Annotated in this window: 18 protein-coding genes; 9 read left to right on the top strand and 9 right to left on the bottom strand. The window is 72.4% G+C overall.

Features of this window, described 5'->3' with window-relative positions:
- Positions 1-61: 61 nt before the first annotated feature.
- A complete protein-coding gene (locus tag NE236_RS12895) occupies positions 62-223 on the bottom strand; it encodes a hypothetical protein (RefSeq protein ID WP_252842147.1) in 162 nt (53 codons plus the stop codon).
- Positions 224-502: 279 nt separating this feature from the next.
- Between NE236_RS12895 and NE236_RS12890 the strand changes: the two genes are divergently transcribed.
- Together NE236_RS12890 and ybaK are read left to right on the top strand one after the other, a co-directional pair.
- A complete protein-coding gene (locus NE236_RS12890; protein WP_252842146.1) occupies positions 503-1,165 on the top strand; it encodes an LON peptidase substrate-binding domain-containing protein in 663 nt (220 codons plus the stop codon).
- Between the two features lie 29 nt (positions 1,166-1,194).
- Positions 1,195-1,692, top strand: coding sequence for a Cys-tRNA(Pro) deacylase (gene ybaK, locus NE236_RS12885; RefSeq protein ID WP_252842145.1), 498 nt, complete (start codon positions 1,195-1,197; stop codon positions 1,690-1,692).
- On the opposite strand, the gene NE236_RS12880 is transcribed toward ybaK, so the two are convergent.
- On the bottom strand, positions 1,576-2,187 hold the full coding sequence (locus tag NE236_RS12880; RefSeq protein WP_252842144.1) for a hypothetical protein: 612 nt from the start codon (positions 2,185-2,187) through the stop codon (positions 1,576-1,578). The two genes, ybaK and NE236_RS12880, sit on opposite strands and share 117 nt — an antisense overlap.
- A 102-nt stretch (positions 2,188-2,289) precedes the next feature.
- Between NE236_RS12880 and NE236_RS12875 the strand changes: the two genes are divergently transcribed.
- On the top strand, positions 2,290-2,973 hold the full coding sequence (locus NE236_RS12875; RefSeq protein WP_252842143.1) for a DUF6882 domain-containing protein: 684 nt from the start codon (positions 2,290-2,292) through the stop codon (positions 2,971-2,973).
- Between the two features lie 103 nt (positions 2,974-3,076).
- Here the strand turns inward: NE236_RS12875 and NE236_RS12870 are convergent, their stop codons facing one another.
- The 3 genes from NE236_RS12870 to NE236_RS12860 all read right to left on the bottom strand — a co-directional run bounded on the left by NE236_RS12870 (position 3,077) and on the right by NE236_RS12860 (position 6,732).
- Positions 3,077-4,666: an N-acyl-D-amino-acid deacylase family protein gene (locus NE236_RS12870; RefSeq protein ID WP_252842142.1), complete on the bottom strand. Its 1,590-nt coding sequence runs from the start codon at positions 4,664-4,666 to the stop codon at positions 3,077-3,079.
- 119 nt (positions 4,667-4,785) lie between these two features.
- Entirely contained in the window at positions 4,786-5,403 is a 618-nt protein-coding gene (locus NE236_RS12865; RefSeq protein ID WP_252842206.1) for a GOLPH3/VPS74 family protein, read from the bottom strand.
- A gap of 63 nt (positions 5,404-5,466) precedes the next feature.
- Entirely contained in the window at positions 5,467-6,732 is a 1,266-nt protein-coding gene (locus NE236_RS12860; RefSeq protein ID WP_252842141.1) for an MFS transporter, read from the bottom strand.
- A 71-nt stretch (positions 6,733-6,803) separates the two neighbouring features.
- Here NE236_RS12860 and NE236_RS12855 point away from each other — a divergent pair, with 71 nt between their 5' ends.
- Positions 6,804-7,769, top strand: coding sequence for a GlxA family transcriptional regulator (locus tag NE236_RS12855; protein ID WP_252842140.1), 966 nt, complete (start codon positions 6,804-6,806; stop codon positions 7,767-7,769).
- Here NE236_RS12855 and NE236_RS12850 read toward each other — a convergent pair.
- Entirely contained in the window at positions 7,758-8,444 is a 687-nt protein-coding gene (locus tag NE236_RS12850; RefSeq protein ID WP_252842139.1) for a response regulator, read from the bottom strand. The two genes, NE236_RS12855 and NE236_RS12850, sit on opposite strands and share 12 nt — an antisense overlap.
- Positions 8,441-9,679, bottom strand: a complete 1,239-nt coding sequence (locus tag NE236_RS12845) for a sensor histidine kinase (protein WP_252842138.1) — start codon at positions 9,677-9,679, stop codon at positions 8,441-8,443. Before NE236_RS12845 ends, NE236_RS12850 begins: the two co-directional genes overlap by 4 nt.
- 200 nt (positions 9,680-9,879) lie before the next feature.
- On the opposite strand from NE236_RS12845, the gene NE236_RS12840 reads away from it, so the two are divergent.
- Positions 9,880-11,286, top strand: a complete 1,407-nt coding sequence (locus NE236_RS12840) for an FAD-binding oxidoreductase (protein ID WP_252842137.1) — start codon at positions 9,880-9,882, stop codon at positions 11,284-11,286.
- Between the two features lie 117 nt (positions 11,287-11,403).
- Here the strand turns inward: NE236_RS12840 and NE236_RS44455 are convergent, their stop codons facing one another.
- Complete coding sequence (locus tag NE236_RS44455) at positions 11,404-12,285, bottom strand: chorismate mutase (RefSeq protein WP_308209087.1); 882 nt, start codon at positions 12,283-12,285, stop codon at positions 11,404-11,406.
- 370 nt (positions 12,286-12,655) lie between these two features.
- On the opposite strand from NE236_RS44455, the gene NE236_RS12825 reads away from it, so the two are divergent.
- Entirely contained in the window at positions 12,656-13,672 is a 1,017-nt protein-coding gene (locus NE236_RS12825; RefSeq protein WP_372494330.1) for a sigma-70 family RNA polymerase sigma factor, read from the top strand.
- Complete coding sequence (locus tag NE236_RS12820; protein ID WP_252842135.1) at positions 13,669-14,487, top strand: AraC family transcriptional regulator; 819 nt, start codon at positions 13,669-13,671, stop codon at positions 14,485-14,487. The genes NE236_RS12825 and NE236_RS12820 overlap by 4 nt, the downstream gene beginning before the upstream one ends.
- 34 nt (positions 14,488-14,521) lie before the next feature.
- Here NE236_RS12820 and NE236_RS12815 read toward each other — a convergent pair whose 3' ends face one another.
- Complete coding sequence (locus NE236_RS12815) at positions 14,522-14,947, bottom strand: ATP-binding protein (protein WP_252842134.1); 426 nt, start codon at positions 14,945-14,947, stop codon at positions 14,522-14,524.
- A gap of 121 nt (positions 14,948-15,068) precedes the next feature.
- Here NE236_RS12815 and NE236_RS12810 point away from each other — a divergent pair, with 121 nt between their 5' ends.
- Both NE236_RS12810 and fxlM read left to right on the top strand, forming a co-directional pair.
- Positions 15,069-15,881, top strand: a complete 813-nt coding sequence (locus tag NE236_RS12810; RefSeq protein WP_252842133.1) for a helix-turn-helix domain-containing protein — start codon at positions 15,069-15,071, stop codon at positions 15,879-15,881.
- 407 nt (positions 15,882-16,288) lie between these two features.
- A complete protein-coding gene (gene fxlM / locus NE236_RS12805) occupies positions 16,289-17,521 on the top strand; it encodes a methyltransferase, FxLD system (protein ID WP_252842132.1) in 1,233 nt (410 codons plus the stop codon).
- The last annotated feature ends 99 nt before the right edge of the window (positions 17,522-17,620 follow it).

Raw genomic sequence — 17,620 nt, 5'->3', positions numbered from 1 at the left:
GCGGCCGACACCGACTCGGCATCGAGCTGCCCCAATAAGGCGTTAGGCACACGCCAGGGCGCTACACGCCCGGTCGCGCGCCTCCGGTGAACTCCGGCCGGCTCTCCGGCCGCTCGGCGCCGGCCGGGCCGCCGCCGGGGAAGGCGCCCCAGCGGCGGGGGCGGGCGACGATCCAGCCGAGGATGAATCCGACGCAAAGACTGGCGATCGTCAGAAAGAACATGCTGAGCCACATACGGGCCTCCGAGCGAAAACACCGGCGGGAAGTACCGCCGTGCCGCGGTGGCTTGGCCGCGCGGTCGTCCGACCCTAACTCCGCAGGTCGTGGTGGTGTGTGCCGGTTGACGCGATCTAGTTCAAGGTGACTACGGTCACATCCTCCGTGGAACGTTCCGCACACCGCCCTGCTGATCGTTTCGGGCCAGCGGCTTTACGTTGTAGATCACAAGCGGTGCCGGAATCCGAGGCGACGGCGAGGGCCGGAACGTCGTACGCTGACGCCGTGACCGAACGGCTGCCGATCTTTCCGCTGGGAGCCGTGCTGTTCCCGGGGCTGGTGCTGCCCCTCCAGATCTTCGAGGAGCGGTACCGCGACCTCATGCGCGACCTCCTCGAAGGCGAGGAGCCCTACCGGTTCGGCGTCGTCTCCATCGAGCTCGGCCACGAGGTCGGTCCCGGCGCCGCCCGCCGGCTCGCGGCGGTCGGCTGCACCGCGGAGATCCGGGGCGTCGAGCGGCACGACGACGGCCGGTACGACGTCGTCACGACCGGCGGCACGCGCTTTCGCGTCGAGGACGTCGATGACTCCCTGACCTATCTCCGTGCCGACGTCACCCCGCTGCCCGAGGAGGACGGCCCGGGCGCCGACAAGGTCACCGGGCCGATCGCCCACCTGTTCCGCCGCTACTGCGACCGGCTGTCCGAACACGGCGCCGAGGTGGCCGACCTCAGCGATCTACCGGCCGACCCGGTCGAGCTCTCCTACCTGGTCGCCGCCTCGGTGGTCCTGGACCGCCCCGACAAACAGCGGCTGCTGCAGGCCGCGGACGCCGCGACCCGGCTCCACCTGGAGTACGACCTGCTGCGCCGGGAGAACCTCCTGCTGGAGGCCTTTCCCACCGTGCCCGCGTCGGAGTTCCTCGGCGGCACCGTCAGCCCCAATTGACCCCATCCCGCGGAAGGGAAGAATCACCCGTGGCATCCAACCGGCGATCGGGCGGCAAGGGCACGCCCGCGACCGTGTCGGCGACGCGCGCCGGGATCGCCTTCACCCTGCACCCCTACGAGGTCGACCCGGACGCGGACTCCTACGGCGAGGCCGCGGCCGACGCCCTCGGCGTCGGCCACGACCGGCTCTTCAAGACCCTGGTGGCCGAGGTCGACGGTGACCTCACCGTCGCGGTCGTGCCGGTGTCGTCCTCGCTGGACCTCAAGTCCCTGGCCGCGGCGGCGGGAGGCAAGCGCGCCGCCATGGCCGATCCGTCGCACGCCGAGCGCGTGACCGGATACGTACGGGGCGGCATCAGCCCGCTCGGGCAGCGCAAGCGACTGCCGACGGTCGTCGACTCGTCCGCGTCAGGATTCCCGACGGTCTACGTCTCGGCCGGTCGGCGCGGCCTCCAGATCGAGCTGGCCCCCGCCGACCTGGTCCGGCTGACCGGGGCCTCCACCGCCGGGATCGCCCGCGGATAGCCGCCCGCGCGACTCGCGGCCCGCCACGTCGAGCGCCTCCAACAGGCCGAACGCCACCACCGCCACCAGCGGCCAGGCGAGCACCACGCCGAGGGCGTGCAGGGCGAGCGGAGCCCGGACCAGCGCACCGTCGCCGCCCGTGCGCAGCGCGTGGTGGTAGGCGCCCAGGCCGATCAGGTGCCCCAGCCGCCACGCCACGACCGCCCCCGCGACACCGCCCGCCGCGATCCCCGCGAGCGGGCCCAGCTCCCCGACCCTCCCGGCCAGGACATAGGCGGCAACGCCGCAGAGCAGGCCCGCGGCGGCGGTCAGCGCCGCGAACCAACCGTCCGCCGCGATCAGTGTCTGGGTCTCCGGATCCGCGAGCAGCCCCTTGCCGCCCGAGACCTGGTAGGCCGTGCGGGGCGCGATCGCGACCCACAGCAACCCGATGGGTACTCCCAGCACGGTGATCGCAAGCGCCGCCAGCACTCCCATGCGAATCCGGCTCGCCACTCGCCCTCCCCCGGCATCGGTGAACATCGCAGCGTAGCGCCTCAACCTGGACGCCTCCTGGCCTGCTCCGCTGCGCAGATCTTCTGAGATAGTGTGCCCGCCATGTCTGGATTCAGCCCGGCGTTCGAGCGACTGGGAGCCGCGTACGCGGCGGTCGCCGCCCAGCAGCAGGAGGTTCTGGCGGAATTCTTGCCGGCGGCCGACTGGAACACCGATCTGGCGACCGGCACCTACACGCAGGGTGACGTCGTCCTGCACGTCGCCCTCATCGGAAGCTTCGCCGAGGACGACCGCAGCTGGCTGTGGGGCTGGGCCAATCCGCAGTTCGGCGCCGAGCACCCGGCGGTGCTGAACCCGCGCGCCATGGGCTCCCGTTTCGGGGTGCCGGAGATGACCACGCCCGAGCTGGACCTGTCCTGGTACGAGGGACCGGCGCGCAATGGCGGCGACCTGGTCGCCATGGTGGCGACGAGTCTGCTCGGCCTGACCGGCATGATCCCCGGCCGCTACGACGGCGGCGTCGCCTACTTCGCCGTCCGCGACCCGGCCGTCCCCACGGCCGCGTGGGACTCCGTCACCGCGCCCCGCCTGATCACCAGCGGGCTCTCCCTCTTCCCCGCCGACCACCGGCTGACCGTCATGCGGTTCCTCGGCCACCACCGGCTGCCCTACCGGCAGACCGAGACGTCGATCACCGCGAAGCTGCCGGACGGCGGCTCCTGCGTCGCGGAGTTCGACGAGCAGGACCGCCTGGCGAACCTCTCGATGACCCTCCCCGGACGCTGACGACGGCGCGTCCGACCCCGGTCATGGCTCGCCACCAAGAGTCCGGTGACGCGGGAGGTGGAAGAGACGATCGGGTGGCCGGCGGCGGTCTCGATCGCCGGACTCAGCGGGTGTCTCCTCGCGGTGTGCGGCGCAGTGACCGTCCGGGCAGGGCGCCGGTGTGCCGGCCGTCGGCGATGACCGCGACGCCGGCGACGAAGACGTAGGGGATGCCCTCGGCCTGCCGCCGCGGTTCGTCGAACGTCGCGGTGTCGCGCACGGCGGCCGGGTCGAAGAGGACGAGGTCGGCGGCGTGGCCGGGCCGGATCAGTCCGCGATCGGTCAGCCGGAGCCGCCGTGCCGGCCGCCCCGTCAGGTGCGCGACGCACTCCTCCAGCGTGAGGACGCCCAGCTCGCGGACGTAGTGGCCGAGGTAGCGAGGGAACGTCCCCCAGGCACGGGGATGCGGTCTGGCCGCGGCGAGCAGCCCGTCGCTTCCGCCCGTGTGCGCCGGATGCCGCATGATCGCCCGGACGTTCTCCTCGTCCCCGACGAGCTGCAGGATCGTCGTCGCGAGATCGTCGGCGAGCAGCCGGTCGCAGTAGGCGTCGAACGGGGTCCGGCCCGACGCGGCGCCCAGCTCCGCGAGATTCCTGCCGACGACGGCGGGATCGCGCGCGCCGGAGATCTGGATGGTCTCCCACTCGACCGGCACGCCGTGGCAGCCGTCGGAGCCCTCGATCTCCAGGGCGTGCCGGATCCGCTCACGTGCGGCGGGGTCGCGCAGCCGTGCCGCGATGGCGGCCGGGCCGCCCGCGGACGCCCAGCCGGGCAACAGCGCCGCGAGCGTGGTGGAGCCCGGCAGGTACGGATAGGTGTCCAGCGTGAGGTCGCAGCCGCCGGCGATCGCGGCGTCCAGCAGGGCCAGCAGTTCGGGGGCCCGGCCGGCGTTGACGCGGAAGTTCATCGTCGCGTGCGCGAGATGCAGCGGGCAGCCGGAGGCGCGGGAGACCTCGATCATCTCGGCGTAGGCGTCCAGCGCTCCGGCGCCGTAGGAGCGGTGGTGGGGCGCGTAGAAGCCGCCGAGGCCGGCCACGACCCGGCACAGCTCCACGAGCTCGGCCGTCGTCGCGTACATGCCGGGGGCGTAGGTGAGCCCGCTGGACATCCCCACGGCGCCTTCGCGCATTCCGGTGGCCAGCAGGTCCTTCTGCCGGGCCAGCTCGGCCTCGGAGGCCGGCCGGTCCGCCCAGCCCATCGCGAGCATCCGCACCGAGCCCTGCGGGACGAGGTAGCAGGCGTTCACCGCGATGCCCCGGTCCAGCCGGTCGAGGTACTCGCCGACGCTTCGCCAGTTCCAGTCGAAGCCGGGCGGGTCGCCGTTCCAGCCCGCGGTGGCGTGGCGGATCTGTCCCAGGGTGACGTCGTCGACCGGGGCGTAGGACAGGCCGTCCTGGCCCAGGACCTCCGTGGTGACACCCTGGCCGACCTTGGCCAGGTGGTCCGGCTCGCTGAGCAACCGCAGGTCCGAGTGGGCGTGCATGTCGATGAAGCCGGGGGCGAGCGCGAGCCCTGAGGCGTCGAGGACCGTGCGGGCGCTCACGGCGCCGCCGACGTCGCTGATCCGGCCGTTCGTGACGGCGACGTCGGCGATGCGCCCGGGCGCGCCCGTGCCGTCGATGACGTGCGCGCCCCGGATCACCAGGTCGGCCATGACCGGGACCACCTCCGGTATCGCGTCCCGCGCGACGGCCGTCGCGCGGTCGGACGATCGTCATGGTAGACGGATCGCCGGAGGGCGCGCGGCCGGAGGTCTCCGGTGGAAGGCGCTGGTCAGGCGGGAACGCTTCGCTGCTCGACGGCGAGGGCCCGGCGTACGGCGTCGGCGATCGGGTCGCCGGCGGTCATCTCGCGCATCCGGTCGCGGAGCGTCCGCCAGTTCCCCGAGGTGGAGAAGACCGCCTTGCCGAGTCCGGAGGCCGCCACGAGCGCGCCGAGCGCGAGAGTACGGGCGTCGGCGGGCGCGCCGGTCGTGACGGCGGCGACCACGCGCTGCTGCGCCTCCCACAGCCCCACGATGTCGCGTACGGGATAGCGGGTCTCGACGAAGACGCCGAGCGTACGGTGGCGGTCGACGGCGACCTGGCCACGGTCGGCCAGGCGCGCGAGCAGCCGCTGCTGGTGGTCGGTCGCGCGCAGCCGGGTGACCCATTCCTGCGGGGTCCGGCTGCGGGGCGAGCCCGCGACGTCGGCGAGCAGGGCGTCGAGGATCGGGTCGCCGACGGGCTCGGTGTCGGTGACGGCCAGCGCCGTGTCGTCCAGCCGGAGCCGGCCGGCGAGCGTCAGTTCGGACAGCATCGCGCCGCCGACCCCGCAGTCGAGTTCGACGGGGCCGATGCGGCACTTGCCGCGCAGGTCATAGGCGAGGAGGAGCAGTTCCTCGGCCAGCATCTCGGGCACGTTCCGCACTGTAAGCGGCCTGTACGACGTCTTGGTAAACAATAGGCAAAGCGTTCAACCCGTCGTGACCCGCTTCTTGATCCGGACCGACAGCAGGGCGGCGAGGAGGCACAGGGCCCCGGCGCCGTACCAGGCGGCCGCGTAGTCGCCCAGGTGGTCCCGGATGACGCCGGCCGTGATGGCGGCGGCGGCCGCGCCGATCTGGTGGGACGCGAAGACCCAGCCGAAGACAATGGGGCCGCCCATCCCGAAGTGCTCGCGGCACAGGGCGACCGTCGGCGGCACGGTCGCCACCCAGTCCAGGCCGTAGAAGATCACGAACACCAGCATGCTGGGGTGCGTGGTCCGGGCGAACAGGCTCGGCAGCACCAGCAGCGAGCAGCCGCGCAGGGCGTAGTAGACGCCGAGCAGCACGCGGGAGTCGGCCCGGTCGGTGAGCCAGCCGGAGAAGATCGTGCCGGCCACGTCGAAGATCCCCACGAGGGCCAGCAGGCTCGCCGCCGTCGTCTCCGGCATGCCGTGGTCGTGCGCCGCCGGGATGAAGTGCGTGCCCACCAGGCCGTTCGTGGACGCGCCACAGATCGCGAAACCGCCCGCGAGCAGCCAGAAGACCGGGGTACGGGCGGCCGTGGCGAGCGAGCCGAGCGCCCGCCGCGCCGCGCCCTCGTTGCGCGGCTTCGGGACCACCTCGGTGGCTCCGTACGGCGGGAGGCCGACGTCCGAGGGATGGTCGCGCAGCAGGAGGACGACGAGCGGCACGACGGCCAGCGCGGCGAGACAGACGGTCACCGCGGCGGACCGCCAGCCGTACATGTGGGTCAGGTGCGCGAGGACCGGCAGGAAGACCAGTTGCCCGGCGGCGCCGCCCGCGGTCAGCACGCCGGTCACCACACCCCGGCGCCGGACGAACCACCGGGAGGTCACGGTCGCGACGAACGCCATGGCCATCGACCCGGTCCCGAGGCCGGTGAGCACGCCCCAGCAGGCGATGAGCTGCCAGGGCTCCGTCATGAAGACGGTGAGGCCGCTGCCCACCGCCACGAGCAGGAGCGCGGCCGACACCACCCTGCGGATCCCGAACCGGTCCATCAGGGCCGCCGCGAACGGCGAGGTCAGGCCGTACAGCAGGAGGTTGACCGAGACGGCCGAGGCGATCGTGCCCCGCGGCCAGCCGAACTCGGCCCGGAGCGGGTCGATGAGGACGCCGGGGGTGGCGCGGAACCCGGCGGCACCGACGAGGGCGACGAGGGTCACGGCGGCGACGATCCAGGCGCGGTGCGGGCGGGTCCGCACCGGCGTGTCGGGAAGTGTCTGGGTCACCCGATGGAGTCTCGCCGCCGCGGGCACGGACGACGAGCGGCCCGAAAGCCAACATATGAAAGAATCGGGCCATGCCTCATGAGGTGGTCGTGCTGGCCCTCGACGACGTGGTCGCGTTCGACCTCGGCGTGCCGTCGCAGGTCTTCGGCGCGGCCCGGGACGCCGACGGGCGGCCTTTCTACCGGATCCGCGTCTGCACACCGGACGGCCGCCCGGTGCGCACGTCGGCCGGGTTCACGGCCGTCCCCGAGCACGGTCCGGAGATCCTCGCGGCGGCCGACACCGTCGTCGTCCCGGGAGTGCACGGCGGCACGGCCCTGTTGGACGGCACCCTCGAGCCCCCGGTGGCCGCCGCGCTGGCGCGCCGACGGCCGGACTCGCGGATCATGTCGATCTGCACGGGGGCGTTCGTGCTGGCCGCCGCGGGCACGCTCGACGGCCGTCCGGCGACGACGCACTGGGCGTACGTCGAACGGTTCCGCGCACTGCACCCGACGGTGCGGCTGGACCCGGACGTGCTGTTCGTGGACGACGGCGACGTGCTGTCCTCGGCCGGAGTCGGGGCGGGCGTCGACCTGTGCCTGCACGTCATCCGCCAGGACCACGGCAGCGCCGTGGCGAACGGCGCGGCCCGGCGTTCGGTGATGCCGCCGTGGCGGGAGGGCGGCCAGTCGCAGTTCATCGAGCGGCCGATGCCCGCGCCCACCGGGGCCTCGACGGCGGAGGCCCGCGCGTGGGCCCTGGAGCGGCTGCACGAGCCGCTGGACCTGGCGCGGCTGGCGCGGCGGGCGGGCATGAGCGTGCGCACGTTCACCCGCAGGTTCCGCGAGGAGACCGGGATCAGCCCGGCGCAGTGGCTGGTCCGGCAGCGGATCGAGGAGGCCCGGCGGCTGCTGGAGACGACCGACCTGCCGGTCGACCAGGTGGCCGAGCGTGCCGGCCTGGGCACCGCCGCGTCATTGCGCCAGCACCTGCACACGACGGTGGGGGTGTCCCCGGCCGCGTACCGCAGGACGTTCGGCGCCTCAGCGGTCTGAGTCCCGCGCCTCAGCGGAGGCGTTCCCGGCCGTGACGAGGCCCGACTCGTAGGCCAGGACGACGAGCTGGGCCCGGTCGCGGGTGCGCAGCTTGGTCATGGCCCGGCTGACGTGCGTCTTGACCGTCGTCGGGCTGATCACCATGTGCGCGGCGATCTCGTCGTTGGACATGCCGCGGGCGACCAGCGCGGTCACCTCCCGTTCCCGGTTGGTCAGGACGTCGAGCGCCTGCGGAGAGGCGGCGGGGCGCCGCGAGACGAACTCCTTGATCAGCCGGCGGGTGATGGCGGGGGCGAGCAGCGCGTCACCGCGCGCGGCGACGCGGATGCCGTGCAGCAGGTCGGCGGGTTCGGTGTCCTTGACGAGGAAGCCGCTCGCGCCCGCGCGCAGCGCGTCGAAGACGTACTCGTCCAGCCCGTAGTTGGTGAGCATGACCACGTGGACGCCGGACAGGCGCTCGTCGGCGGTGATCCGCCGGGTCGCCGCGATGCCGTCGAGGACGGGCATCTGCACGTCGACGAGGGCGACGTCGGGCAGGTGGGCGGCGGCGAGCGCGACGGCCTCCCGCCCGTCGGCCGCCTCGCCGACCACCTCGATGTCGTCCTCGGCCTGGAGCAGGGCACGGAATCCGGCGCGGATCAGCGCCTGGTCGTCGGCGAGCAGCACACGGATCACAGCGCCGCCTCCCCACCGCGCAGGGCGGCGGCGCGGACGGCGGCGTTCACGGTCACCTCGCCGGCGGCTCCGGGGAGCGGATCGCCGCCCGTCCAGGGCTCGCCGGCCAGGGGAAGCTCGGCGTCGACGGTGAAACCCCCCTCCGGACGGGGTTCGGCGCGCAGCCGCCCGCCCAGCGCGGCGACGCGCTCGCGCATGCCGATCAGGCCCACGCCCGGTTCCGGAGAGGCGCCGGGCCGGGCCAGGCCGTCGTCGTCGACCCGGACGGTGAGGGTGTCGTCGCCGTACCGGACGTGGACGGACGCGGCGGCGGGCCCGGCGTGCCGCGCGACGTTGGTCAGCGCCTCCTGGACGATCCGGTACGCCGCGAGGTCGACCGCGGCCGGCAGCGCGCGGGGCCGGCCGGTGACCGTGACGTCGGCCGGCAGGCCGGCGGATCGCGCCCGGCGCACGAGGTCCGGCAGCCGGTCGAGGCCGCTGCCGGCGGGCTCGCCCTCGCGCAGCACCTCCAGGGTGGCGCGCAGCTCCCGCATCGCCTCGCCGCTCGCCTCCTGGATGGCCAGCAGCGCCTCGGGGACCTCCTCGCCGCGCTTGCGGGCGAGGTGGACCGCCACCCCGGCCTGGACCTTCACGATGGAGATGCTGTGGGTGAGCGAGTCGTGGAGCTCGCGGGCGATCCGCAGGCGTTCCTCACCGGCGCGGCGCAGGGCCATCTCCTCACGCGTGCGCTCGGCCTCCGCCGCCCGCTGCCGCGCCTCGCGGACGTAGGCGTCCCACTGCCGGAACGCCCCGCCCATCATGGCGCTGGCCGCCAGCCACCCGGCGAGCAGGAACCGGTCCTGCAGCACCTGGCGGACCGGTTCCCCGTGGTGAACCGTCACGTCCGTGATCACCACGATCACGAGGGCGGCCTTGGGCGCCAGGACGATGAACCGGTGCCCGGCGCGCATCGCGGTGAACAACGCGACCATCACCGGCTCGGCGGCGGCCACGCCCGGATAGCCGCGGACCAGATAGGCGAGGACGCACGCCGTGGTGACCAGCAGGACCGTGACCGGGGCGCGGCGGCGCACCACCAGCGCGAACGACCCTGCCAGCAGGAGCAGGTAGCCGAGGGCGTCCAGATGGGTACGCCCGGGCGGCGCGATCGCGGCGCCGATCAGGGCGACGCCGGCGGCGGCCATCGAAATGATCAGGTCGGACACGGGTGGGCGCAACCGGTGGTGGATCCCCATCCGGGCAGCGTAAACCGGCGGGCTCGCCTCCCGGCTCCTCCCGGAAGCGGAGCCGTGCGCTACTTCGCCGGGAGTACGCCGGCTCGGGCTGCGCCGAACGCGGCAGCGCCACTGCCGCCCTCCGGCCGATGACGGCGGGGCGGTCGGGCGGAGAGCATCGGATCGATCGATGACGGCCGACACTCACGGGGAGCGGAACCATGGCGCGGACGACGACGACCACCGGCCCGGCGGGCATCGCACGCACGCTGCGCGAGAGTTTCGCCGGACCGGTGCACCTGCCCGGCGACGCTGCGTACGACGAGGCGCGCTCGGGCTGGAACCTCCGGATCGACCACCGGCCGCTGACGGTCGCCGAGGCGACCGGTCCCGACGACGTACGGGCCGCGGTCGTCGCCGCGCGCGAGCACGCCCTGCCGTTCGCCGTCCAGGCGACGGGCCACGGCACGCTCGTGCCCGCCGACGGCGGCCTGCTCCTCACGACGCGGCGGATGGCGGAGGTGCGGGTCGATCCCTACCGGCGCGTCGCCCGGGTCGGTCCCGGCGCGCGCTGGTCGGAGGTGATCGCCGCCGCCGCGTTGTACGGCCTGGCGCCGCTGTCCGGCACCCCGTCCGTCGGCGTGACCGGCTACACCCTGGGCGGCGGCACCGGATGGCTCTCCCGCAGGCACGGCTACGCCGCCGACGGCCTGCTGCGGGCCGACCTGGTGACCGCCGAGGGCGAGCACGTCACGGCCGACGCCGATCACCACGCCGACCTGTTCTGGGCGCTGCGCGGCGGAGGCGGCAACTTCGGCGCCGTGACCGCGCTGGAGGTACGGCTGCACGCCGTCGGGCGGGTCTACGCGGGCGTCTCGCTGTACGACGCCGGCCGCGCGGCCGAGACGCTCGCCCGCTACCGGGACTGGGCGGACGGCGAGCCGGACGAGCTGAACACGGCCGTCATGCTGATGCGGATGCCGGACGCCCCGGCCGTCCCCGAACCGGTGCGCGGCCGGCCGGTCCTCGCCGTCCGGGTCTTCCACCTGGGCGGGTACGAGGAGGCCGAGCCCCGGCTCCGGCCGCTGCTGGAGGCGGCGGGCACGCCGCTGCTCGACGGCTTCCGTGCGATGACGTTCGCGGAGGCGGGCGTCACGATCGCCGGGCCGACGGCGCCCCCGATGGCGGTCCGCCAGCACATCGACCTGTTCCGCGACCTGCCCGGCGCGGTGCTGGAGGCACTGCCGGACGCGGCGTTCGGCGGGTCACCGGGGCCGGCGGTCGAGGTCCGGCACTGGGGCGGGGCGATGGCACGGCCCGCGCCGGACGCCGGGCCGGTGGGCCACCGCGACGTGCCGTTCTCCGTGATCGCGACCGCGCCGTACGGCGCGGGCGGGACCGGGCACGGCGACGCGGACGAGCGGTCCCGTGTCGACGCGTCCGTCGACGGCCTGGCCGGTCGGCTGCGGCCGTACGCGACCGGTGGGACCTTCCTGAACTTCCTGACCGACCCGGCCCGGACGCGGACCGCGTACACGCCCGAGGACCACGCCCGCCTGAGCCGGATCAAGAGGACCTGGGACCCGGATGACGTGTTCCGTCCGGGCCACCACATCCCGCCGGAGTGACCGAAGCCACCCGCTCAGCCCAGGCAGGTGGGCCCCTCCATCGCGATCAGCTTCGGCCGAGGTTCTTCGTCGCCGACGATACGAAGAACCTCGATGATCATTCGTCGGGCGGCCCTCTCAAGCTCGGGACAAATCACGCTCCTCCGATGCTTCCAAACCCGTCTCGATTACGGCTGCCATGATGCGCGCGAGCCGGTCTGTGCCCAGGCGGGGGGCGCGCGGCGCCATGGCCTCGACGATCTCGCGTTCGCGCCGGGGGTCCCGGCCGGCGAAGCCACCGACCGGCTTGAGCCGCTGCACGGTGGCCGCCAGCTCGGCCCGGCGCTCCAGCAGCGTCGCCAGCGCCGCGTCGATCCGGTCGATGGCCGCCCGCGCGCCGGGGATCGTCTCCGGCGCGTCGTCGCGGACCAGCGGCCCGAGCAGGGCCGCCTTGGCGCGCACCGCGGTCACCAGGTCCGGTTCAGCGTCCTCGCCGAGGATCAATCCGCGCGCGCCGGCCGACAGGGCCGCGACGGCGAGGTCAGGGGCGGCCGAGACGTCCACCAGGACGGGCCGGCGGCGCCCGGCCTCCCGCACCAGTGCCAGGTCGATGGTCGCGTGCGGCAGGTGCGTGCGGGTGCCCGTCTCGCACAGGACGACGTCCCGGTTGCCCTCGGCGACGCAGTACTCCGCCGCCGACAGCCACTCCTCGAGCGTGGCGGCCGGGGCGCGCTGCACGACCACGGGACGTCCCGTACGGGCCACCGCCCGCAGCAGCTGGAAGTCCTGCATCCAGGCGCCGCCGACCACGACGCCGTTGGCGTGCGTCACGATGGCCGGCAGGTCGCGCGCGGAGAACGGCTCGACCAGCAGTGGTCCGCGGTACGACCGGCGCACCCGTGCCAGCTCGGCGGCGGCGTCCACGCGGCCGTGCAGGCGGCGCAGGCTGACCACGGCGACGTCCGGGCCGGCGGCGGGTCCGGCGATCATGACGGGGGTGTCCGCGTCGTGCAGGTTCATCGGTCTCTCCCTCCGGGCGGGCCCGGAGCCGAGCCGCCCACTCACGGTGGAAATGCGAAAGGCAGAGCCCGTGGGGCTCTGCCTTGGCCGGCTCGGGGGTCGTCGCTCAGGTCACGGCGACCGGCTCACCCGGAGCCGGCTGCATAAACGCGAAATAACGACGATCCACGTGCCCAGGGTAACCGTGGCGCCGGGCGGGATGCCACCGGACGGAGTTCTCGTCTCGGTCATTGAGACCAGATCCGCGTGGGGCGACCCTCACCGCCGGGTACGCCGATGTCCTGTTCCGGGTCACGGCCGTTCTGTCGGGGGGCGGGCGTATACAGGGGTGGTGGCCTGCGGCCACCGTCGGTCGCCGAAGCAATGAGGGATCACCATGAGCACGGACAAGGCGGTCAAAGAAGACTTCCTGCGGCAGGCGGCTCCGTACCGGCGCGAGCTGCTGGCGCACTGCTACCGCATGCTCGGCTCGGTGCACGACGCGGAGGACCAGGTCCAGGAGACCTACCTGCGGGCGTGGCGCTCCTACGACGGGTTCGAGGGCCGGTCCTCGCTGCGGACGTGGCTGCACCGGATCGCCACCCGCACCTGCCTCACCGCCCTGGAGAGCCGCGGCCGCCGGCCCCTGCCGACGGGTCTCGGCGACCCGAGCGCCGACCCGTACGACACGCTGGTCGAGCGGTCCGAGGTGCCCTGGCTGGAGCCGATCCCCGACGCCATGGCCGGCGCCGAGGACGCCGATCCGGCCGCGATCGTCACCTCCCGGGAGAGCATCCGGCTCGCGCTGATCGCCGCGTTGCAGCACCTGCCGCCCCGGCACCGGGCGGTGCTGATCCTGCGCGACGTGCTGAAGTGGCGGGCCGCCGAGGTCGCGGAGGTGCTCGACACGACGACCACCGCGGTCAACAGCGTCCTGCAGCGCGCCCGTGCCCGGCTCGACGAGGTGGCGCCACAGGAGGATCTCACCGAGCCGACGTCGCCGGAGGATCGCGAGCTGCTCGCCCGTTACGTCCGGGCCTTCGAGGAGTACGACGTCGCCGCCATCGTGCGGTTGCTCACCGCCGACGCCGTCTGGGAGATGCCGCCCTACACGGGGTGGTACCAGGGCAACGAGGACATCGGCCGCCTCATCAGCACGCAGTGCCCGGCCGACGGCCCCGGCGCGATGCGGCTGCTCCCGACGCGGGCCAACGGGCAGCCGGCGTTCGCCGTCTACATGCGGGCCGCCGACGGCGCGCACCACGCGTTCGCGCTGCAGGTGCTCACGCCGGCGCCCGCGGGGGTCGCGCACGTCGCCATGTTCTTCGACCTGCGCCTCTTCACGGCCTTCGGCCTGCCCGCCGTCCTGCCGTCCTCGATGGAGCGGTCGGTAGCATCGGTGCCATGAGCCGGGAGGTGGCGCACTATCGGCGGCACCCGGCGGAGCCGGGCGTCGATCTGCTGAGCGCCCGCTATGTCACCCACCGCTACACCAGGCACGCGCACGCGACCTACACGGTGGGGCTGATCGAATACGGCGTGGAGGAGTTCGAGCACGCCGGGTCGACCCTCCGGGCCGGCGCCGGTCAGGTCGCGCTCCTCAACCCGGACGTCGTCCACACCGGTCACGCGGGCGTCCCCGAAGGCTGGCGCTACCGCGTGCTCTACCCCGCCGTGGACGTCGTCGCGCAGATCGCCGCCGAGCTGGGCGCCCCGGGCGGCACGCCCTACTTCCCCGTCACGGTGGTGGACGACCCGGAGGCCGCCCGGCTGATCCGTGCCGTGCACCGCAGCGCCGAGAACGGCGACGCCCTCGCGTCCTCCTCCACGCTGCACCGGGCGCTGGCCGGGCTCCTGCGCCGCCACGCCGCCCGGCCGCCCGGACTGGTTGCCCGGGGCGCGCCGCCGCGGGCGGTCCGCGCCGCCCGTGACATCCTCCACGAGCGGGTTCCCGACCCGCCGACCCTCGACGACCTGGCCGGCATGGTGGGCACCGGGCGGTTCGCCCTGCTCCGCGCCTTCCGCGCCGCGTACGGCCTGCCGCCCCACGCCTACCTGACCAACCTCCGCGTCCAGCGCGCCCGCACCCTCCTGGACTCCGGTGCGCGGCCCGCGGACGTCGCCGCCGACCTCGGCTTCACCGACCAGGCGCATCTGACCCGGCATTTCAAGCGGATCGTCGGCGTGCCGCCCGGGGCGTACCTGCTCGGCCGCCCCACCTGACCGCCTCGGCCGAAAGGGCGATCCGGTTGGACATCTACCCCGGAATAATGGCCCAGACGCACTTGCCGGATGCCGTTAGACGGGATCCCCACATCTCCGAGAGGGACGCGATGATGTGCATTCCGCGTCCGGACTCCTTCTCGAAGTCGATAGGGATGATTAGAGGACGGTCGGGGCAATCATCCCACATCTCCAAGCGAATTCGCCCACCGTTCCAGTCGATGGCAGCGACGAATTCCTTGGATTTGGCGTGCAGGAGAGCGTTATTGAACAACTCCCCGATGATTACGGCGGCGTCTTCGACCTGATCGGCGCGGCCCCAGATTCTAAGACGGGACTCCACGAAGTCTCGGGCCGTCCCTGCGGCGGCCTTGACGGGGGGAAGGTGCCATTCGTAGCGGTACTGAACGTACTGAAGGCACCAAGGCGTCCCGTCCTGAACCGGTCTGCTCTGATCCATCACTGTCTCCTTGCCGTGTACGTGACAGCGTGGCGCGACAGAGTTACCCTCGGGAGCGGTTCAACCCTTCTTTTGATGTGAATGGTTACTCGTCCGTCACAACGAGTGATAGGCAAAGATCGTGAATAGAGGAAGCGACCTAGACCCAAAAGAGTCCCTAAGCCACCTACTGGCTTACTACCTGCGGAAGTACCGCGAATCGGCCAGCCTGACCCAGTTGGAGCTGGCCAGGAAGCTACACGTCGGAGAAAGCCACCTAGGCAACCTCGAACGAGGCCGCAGGCGGATCACGATCGACCAAGCCAAGGAAGCCGACAACGTCTTCAACTTGCCTGGCTGGTTCGAGAACCTTCACCACCACGCCCAGCGACAGCACCGAGACTGGCTGGAGCAGTATGCAGCACTGGAGGCCGAGACATCAGACATCAAGACGTGGCAGCCACTATGGCTACCTGGCCTGCTACAGACCCTGGCATACGCCAAGGCATCACTCGGAAGCAGCCGCGCAGAGGACATCGAGGCCAGGGCAGAAGCCCGCCTACAGCGGCAACACGTCCTTGATCGAGACAAACCGCCCCGTCTATGGATCTTGATCGATGAGAAGGCTCTCCTCCAGGGCGTAGGAGGGCATAAGGCCATGCGCGAGCAGATAGAACACCTGTTGGTGCTCGCGGAGCGACCCTCGGTTACCCTCCAAATCGTTCCAGCCCGAGCCGGTTCTCACGCTGGCCTAGATGGAGGCTTCAACGTCCTGACGACAGAAGAAGGCGACGTGGGCTTCGTAGAGGCTCCGCTTGGTGGAAGACTCATTCAGGACGAGCAAGAGGTTCGGAAGCTCCTAAGACGATGGGACGACATTCGATCCCTGGCACTTCCGGTCACCGAAACCCGAGAAAAACTCCTCAGCATCCTGAAGGGATTGAACGAAGGATGAAGATTCTCGAAGTCATCGAGGACTTCCGGAAGACGAAGCGCTCCGAAGGCGAAAGCAACTGCGTCGAGGTCGCCGAAGTGGTTGCGACTAAAGCATAGCCTGACTCGGCCCCCTCAAGAGTCCCCCTGCCTTTCCTCGCATGACGGGCAGGGGGACTTTTTGCGCCTCGGGTGGCCGAAAACGGACGGCGCGGGGAGCTGGGGTCAAAGATAGCGGCCCGACGCCGGCCAAAACGCGCCCTGCCGTTCGGCCTGAAAACGATCCGCTGGTCGGGAAGCATGGCGCAGCGGGAGATGAGAGACGTCGGGTCATCCGGCCGGATTCACTCCGCCGCCGGGTCGCCTGCGGGAAGACCAGGGACCGCCCGAACTGCGGCGGCCCGCACACATCCGGAAGAGGACACCGTCATGAGCGTCGGCACCATAGGCAGCGAGAGCCTCCGTCACGAGATGGTCGACCGGCTGGCCGCCGATCATGCGGCGAAGGGCCTCACGCTGCGCCCCGAGGTGGAGGCGGCGATGCGGACCGTTCCCCGCGAGCTGTACACGCCGGGCCTCCCGCTGGAGGAGGCGTACCAGAACACTGCGGTCATCACGAAGCGGCGCGGTGAGGAGACCATCAGCTCGGTGTCGGCGCCGTTCCTGATCGCGGAGATGCTCGGTCAGGCGGTGGACGCGCTCGAGGGCCTGGAAGGCCGTCACGCGCTGGAGATCGGCAGTGGCGGCTACAACGCCTCGATCCTCCGGGAGCTCGTCGGCCCGGCCGGGTCGGTCACGACCGTCGACATCGACCCCGAGGTGACCGATCGGGCGGCCACCTGCCTGGCGGCGGCTGGTTACAACGACGTCACCGTGGTGTGCGCGGACGCCGAGCAGCCGATCGAGCCGGGCCGCCGCTACGACCTGATCATCGTCACGGCCGGCGCGTGGGACATCCCGCCCGCGTGGCGCGACCAGCTCACCGACGACGGCGTCCTCGTCGTGCCGCTGCGGACGTTCGGGATGACCCGATCGTGGGCGCTGCGACGCTCGGGAGACCGGCTGGCCAGTGCGAGCCACCGCCAGTGCGGGTTCGTGTCCGTGCAGGGCGCCGGAGCCCACGAAATGCGGTACGTCGACATCGCCGACGGTGTCCACCTGAGGCTGGATGAGGGCCAGCAGATCGACACCGCTGCTGTCGGCGGCCTCCTCCTCCAGCCCCGGCAAGAGGCGTGGGCCGAGTTGAACCTGCCGCCCCGTACCGTCCTGTCCGATCTGGACCTGTGGCTGGCGACCCGCCTCAGGCGCGAGGTGAGCGAGTTCGTGGTGCTGTCGGCGCAGGAGGAGGCCGTCACCTCCGGTGTCGTCGCCCCGGCCTGGCGGTTCGGTACCCCTGCGGCCGTCCACGACGGCACGTTCTCCTACCGGTCGGCGCTGCGCTGGACCGGCAGGATGTTCGATATCGGCGCATACGCCCACGGATCGGCGGCTGCTGCGGCGGCCGGGCGGATGGTCGAGCACATGCGCGCGTGGGTGGACGCCGACAGCCCGTCGCCGGTGCTGCACGTCCTCCCCGCGTCTACCCCCGACCGCGACCTGCCGGAGGGGGCGGTGCTGGACAAACGGCACAACCGCGTCGTCCTCGCCTTCACCCCCGCATGAGAAGGGAAGAGCGGAGCCTGGCTTGCGACACGAGCAAGGGCGGATCTGGCGTCACGCTGCGATGAGGAGTACGACGCCGGCCTCGCGGCGGGCCGCAAT

This window comes from Actinoallomurus purpureus (genome assembly GCF_024055795.1).
Classification (GTDB): Bacteria; Actinomycetota; Actinomycetes; order Streptosporangiales; family Streptosporangiaceae; genus Actinoallomurus; species Actinoallomurus purpureus.
Note: the sequence above shows the minus strand (reverse complement) of the source record. Positions and strands in the feature narration are given on the sequence as shown.

What these genes read in the sequence shown, in the direction of transcription:
- fxlM (WP_252842132.1), top strand. Translation starts at nt 16,289, where the DNA reads ATGAGCGTCGGCACCATAGGCAGCGAGAGCCTCCGTCACGAGATGGTC.
- NE236_RS12845 (WP_252842138.1), bottom strand. Translation starts at nt 9,679, where the DNA reads ATGGGGATCCACCACCGGTTGCGCCCACCCGTGTCCGACCTGATCATT.
- NE236_RS12855 (WP_252842140.1), top strand. Translation starts at nt 6,804, where the DNA reads ATGCCTCATGAGGTGGTCGTGCTGGCCCTCGACGACGTGGTCGCGTTC.
- NE236_RS12815 (WP_252842134.1), bottom strand. Translation starts at nt 14,947, where the DNA reads ATGGATCAGAGCAGACCGGTTCAGGACGGGACGCCTTGGTGCCTTCAG.
- NE236_RS12840 (WP_252842137.1), top strand. Translation starts at nt 9,880, where the DNA reads ATGGCGCGGACGACGACGACCACCGGCCCGGCGGGCATCGCACGCACG.
- NE236_RS12870 (WP_252842142.1), bottom strand. Translation starts at nt 4,666, where the DNA reads ATGGCCGACCTGGTGATCCGGGGCGCGCACGTCATCGACGGCACGGGC.
- NE236_RS12875 (WP_252842143.1), top strand. Translation starts at nt 2,290, where the DNA reads ATGTCTGGATTCAGCCCGGCGTTCGAGCGACTGGGAGCCGCGTACGCG.
- NE236_RS44455 (WP_308209087.1), bottom strand. Translation starts at nt 12,285, where the DNA reads ATGAACCTGCACGACGCGGACACCCCCGTCATGATCGCCGGACCCGCC.
- NE236_RS12895 (WP_252842147.1), bottom strand. Translation starts at nt 223, where the DNA reads ATGTTCTTTCTGACGATCGCCAGTCTTTGCGTCGGATTCATCCTCGGC.
- NE236_RS12865 (WP_252842206.1), bottom strand. Translation starts at nt 5,403, where the DNA reads ATGCTGGCCGAGGAACTGCTCCTCCTCGCCTATGACCTGCGCGGCAAG.
- NE236_RS12820 (WP_252842135.1), top strand. Translation starts at nt 13,669, where the DNA reads ATGAGCCGGGAGGTGGCGCACTATCGGCGGCACCCGGCGGAGCCGGGC.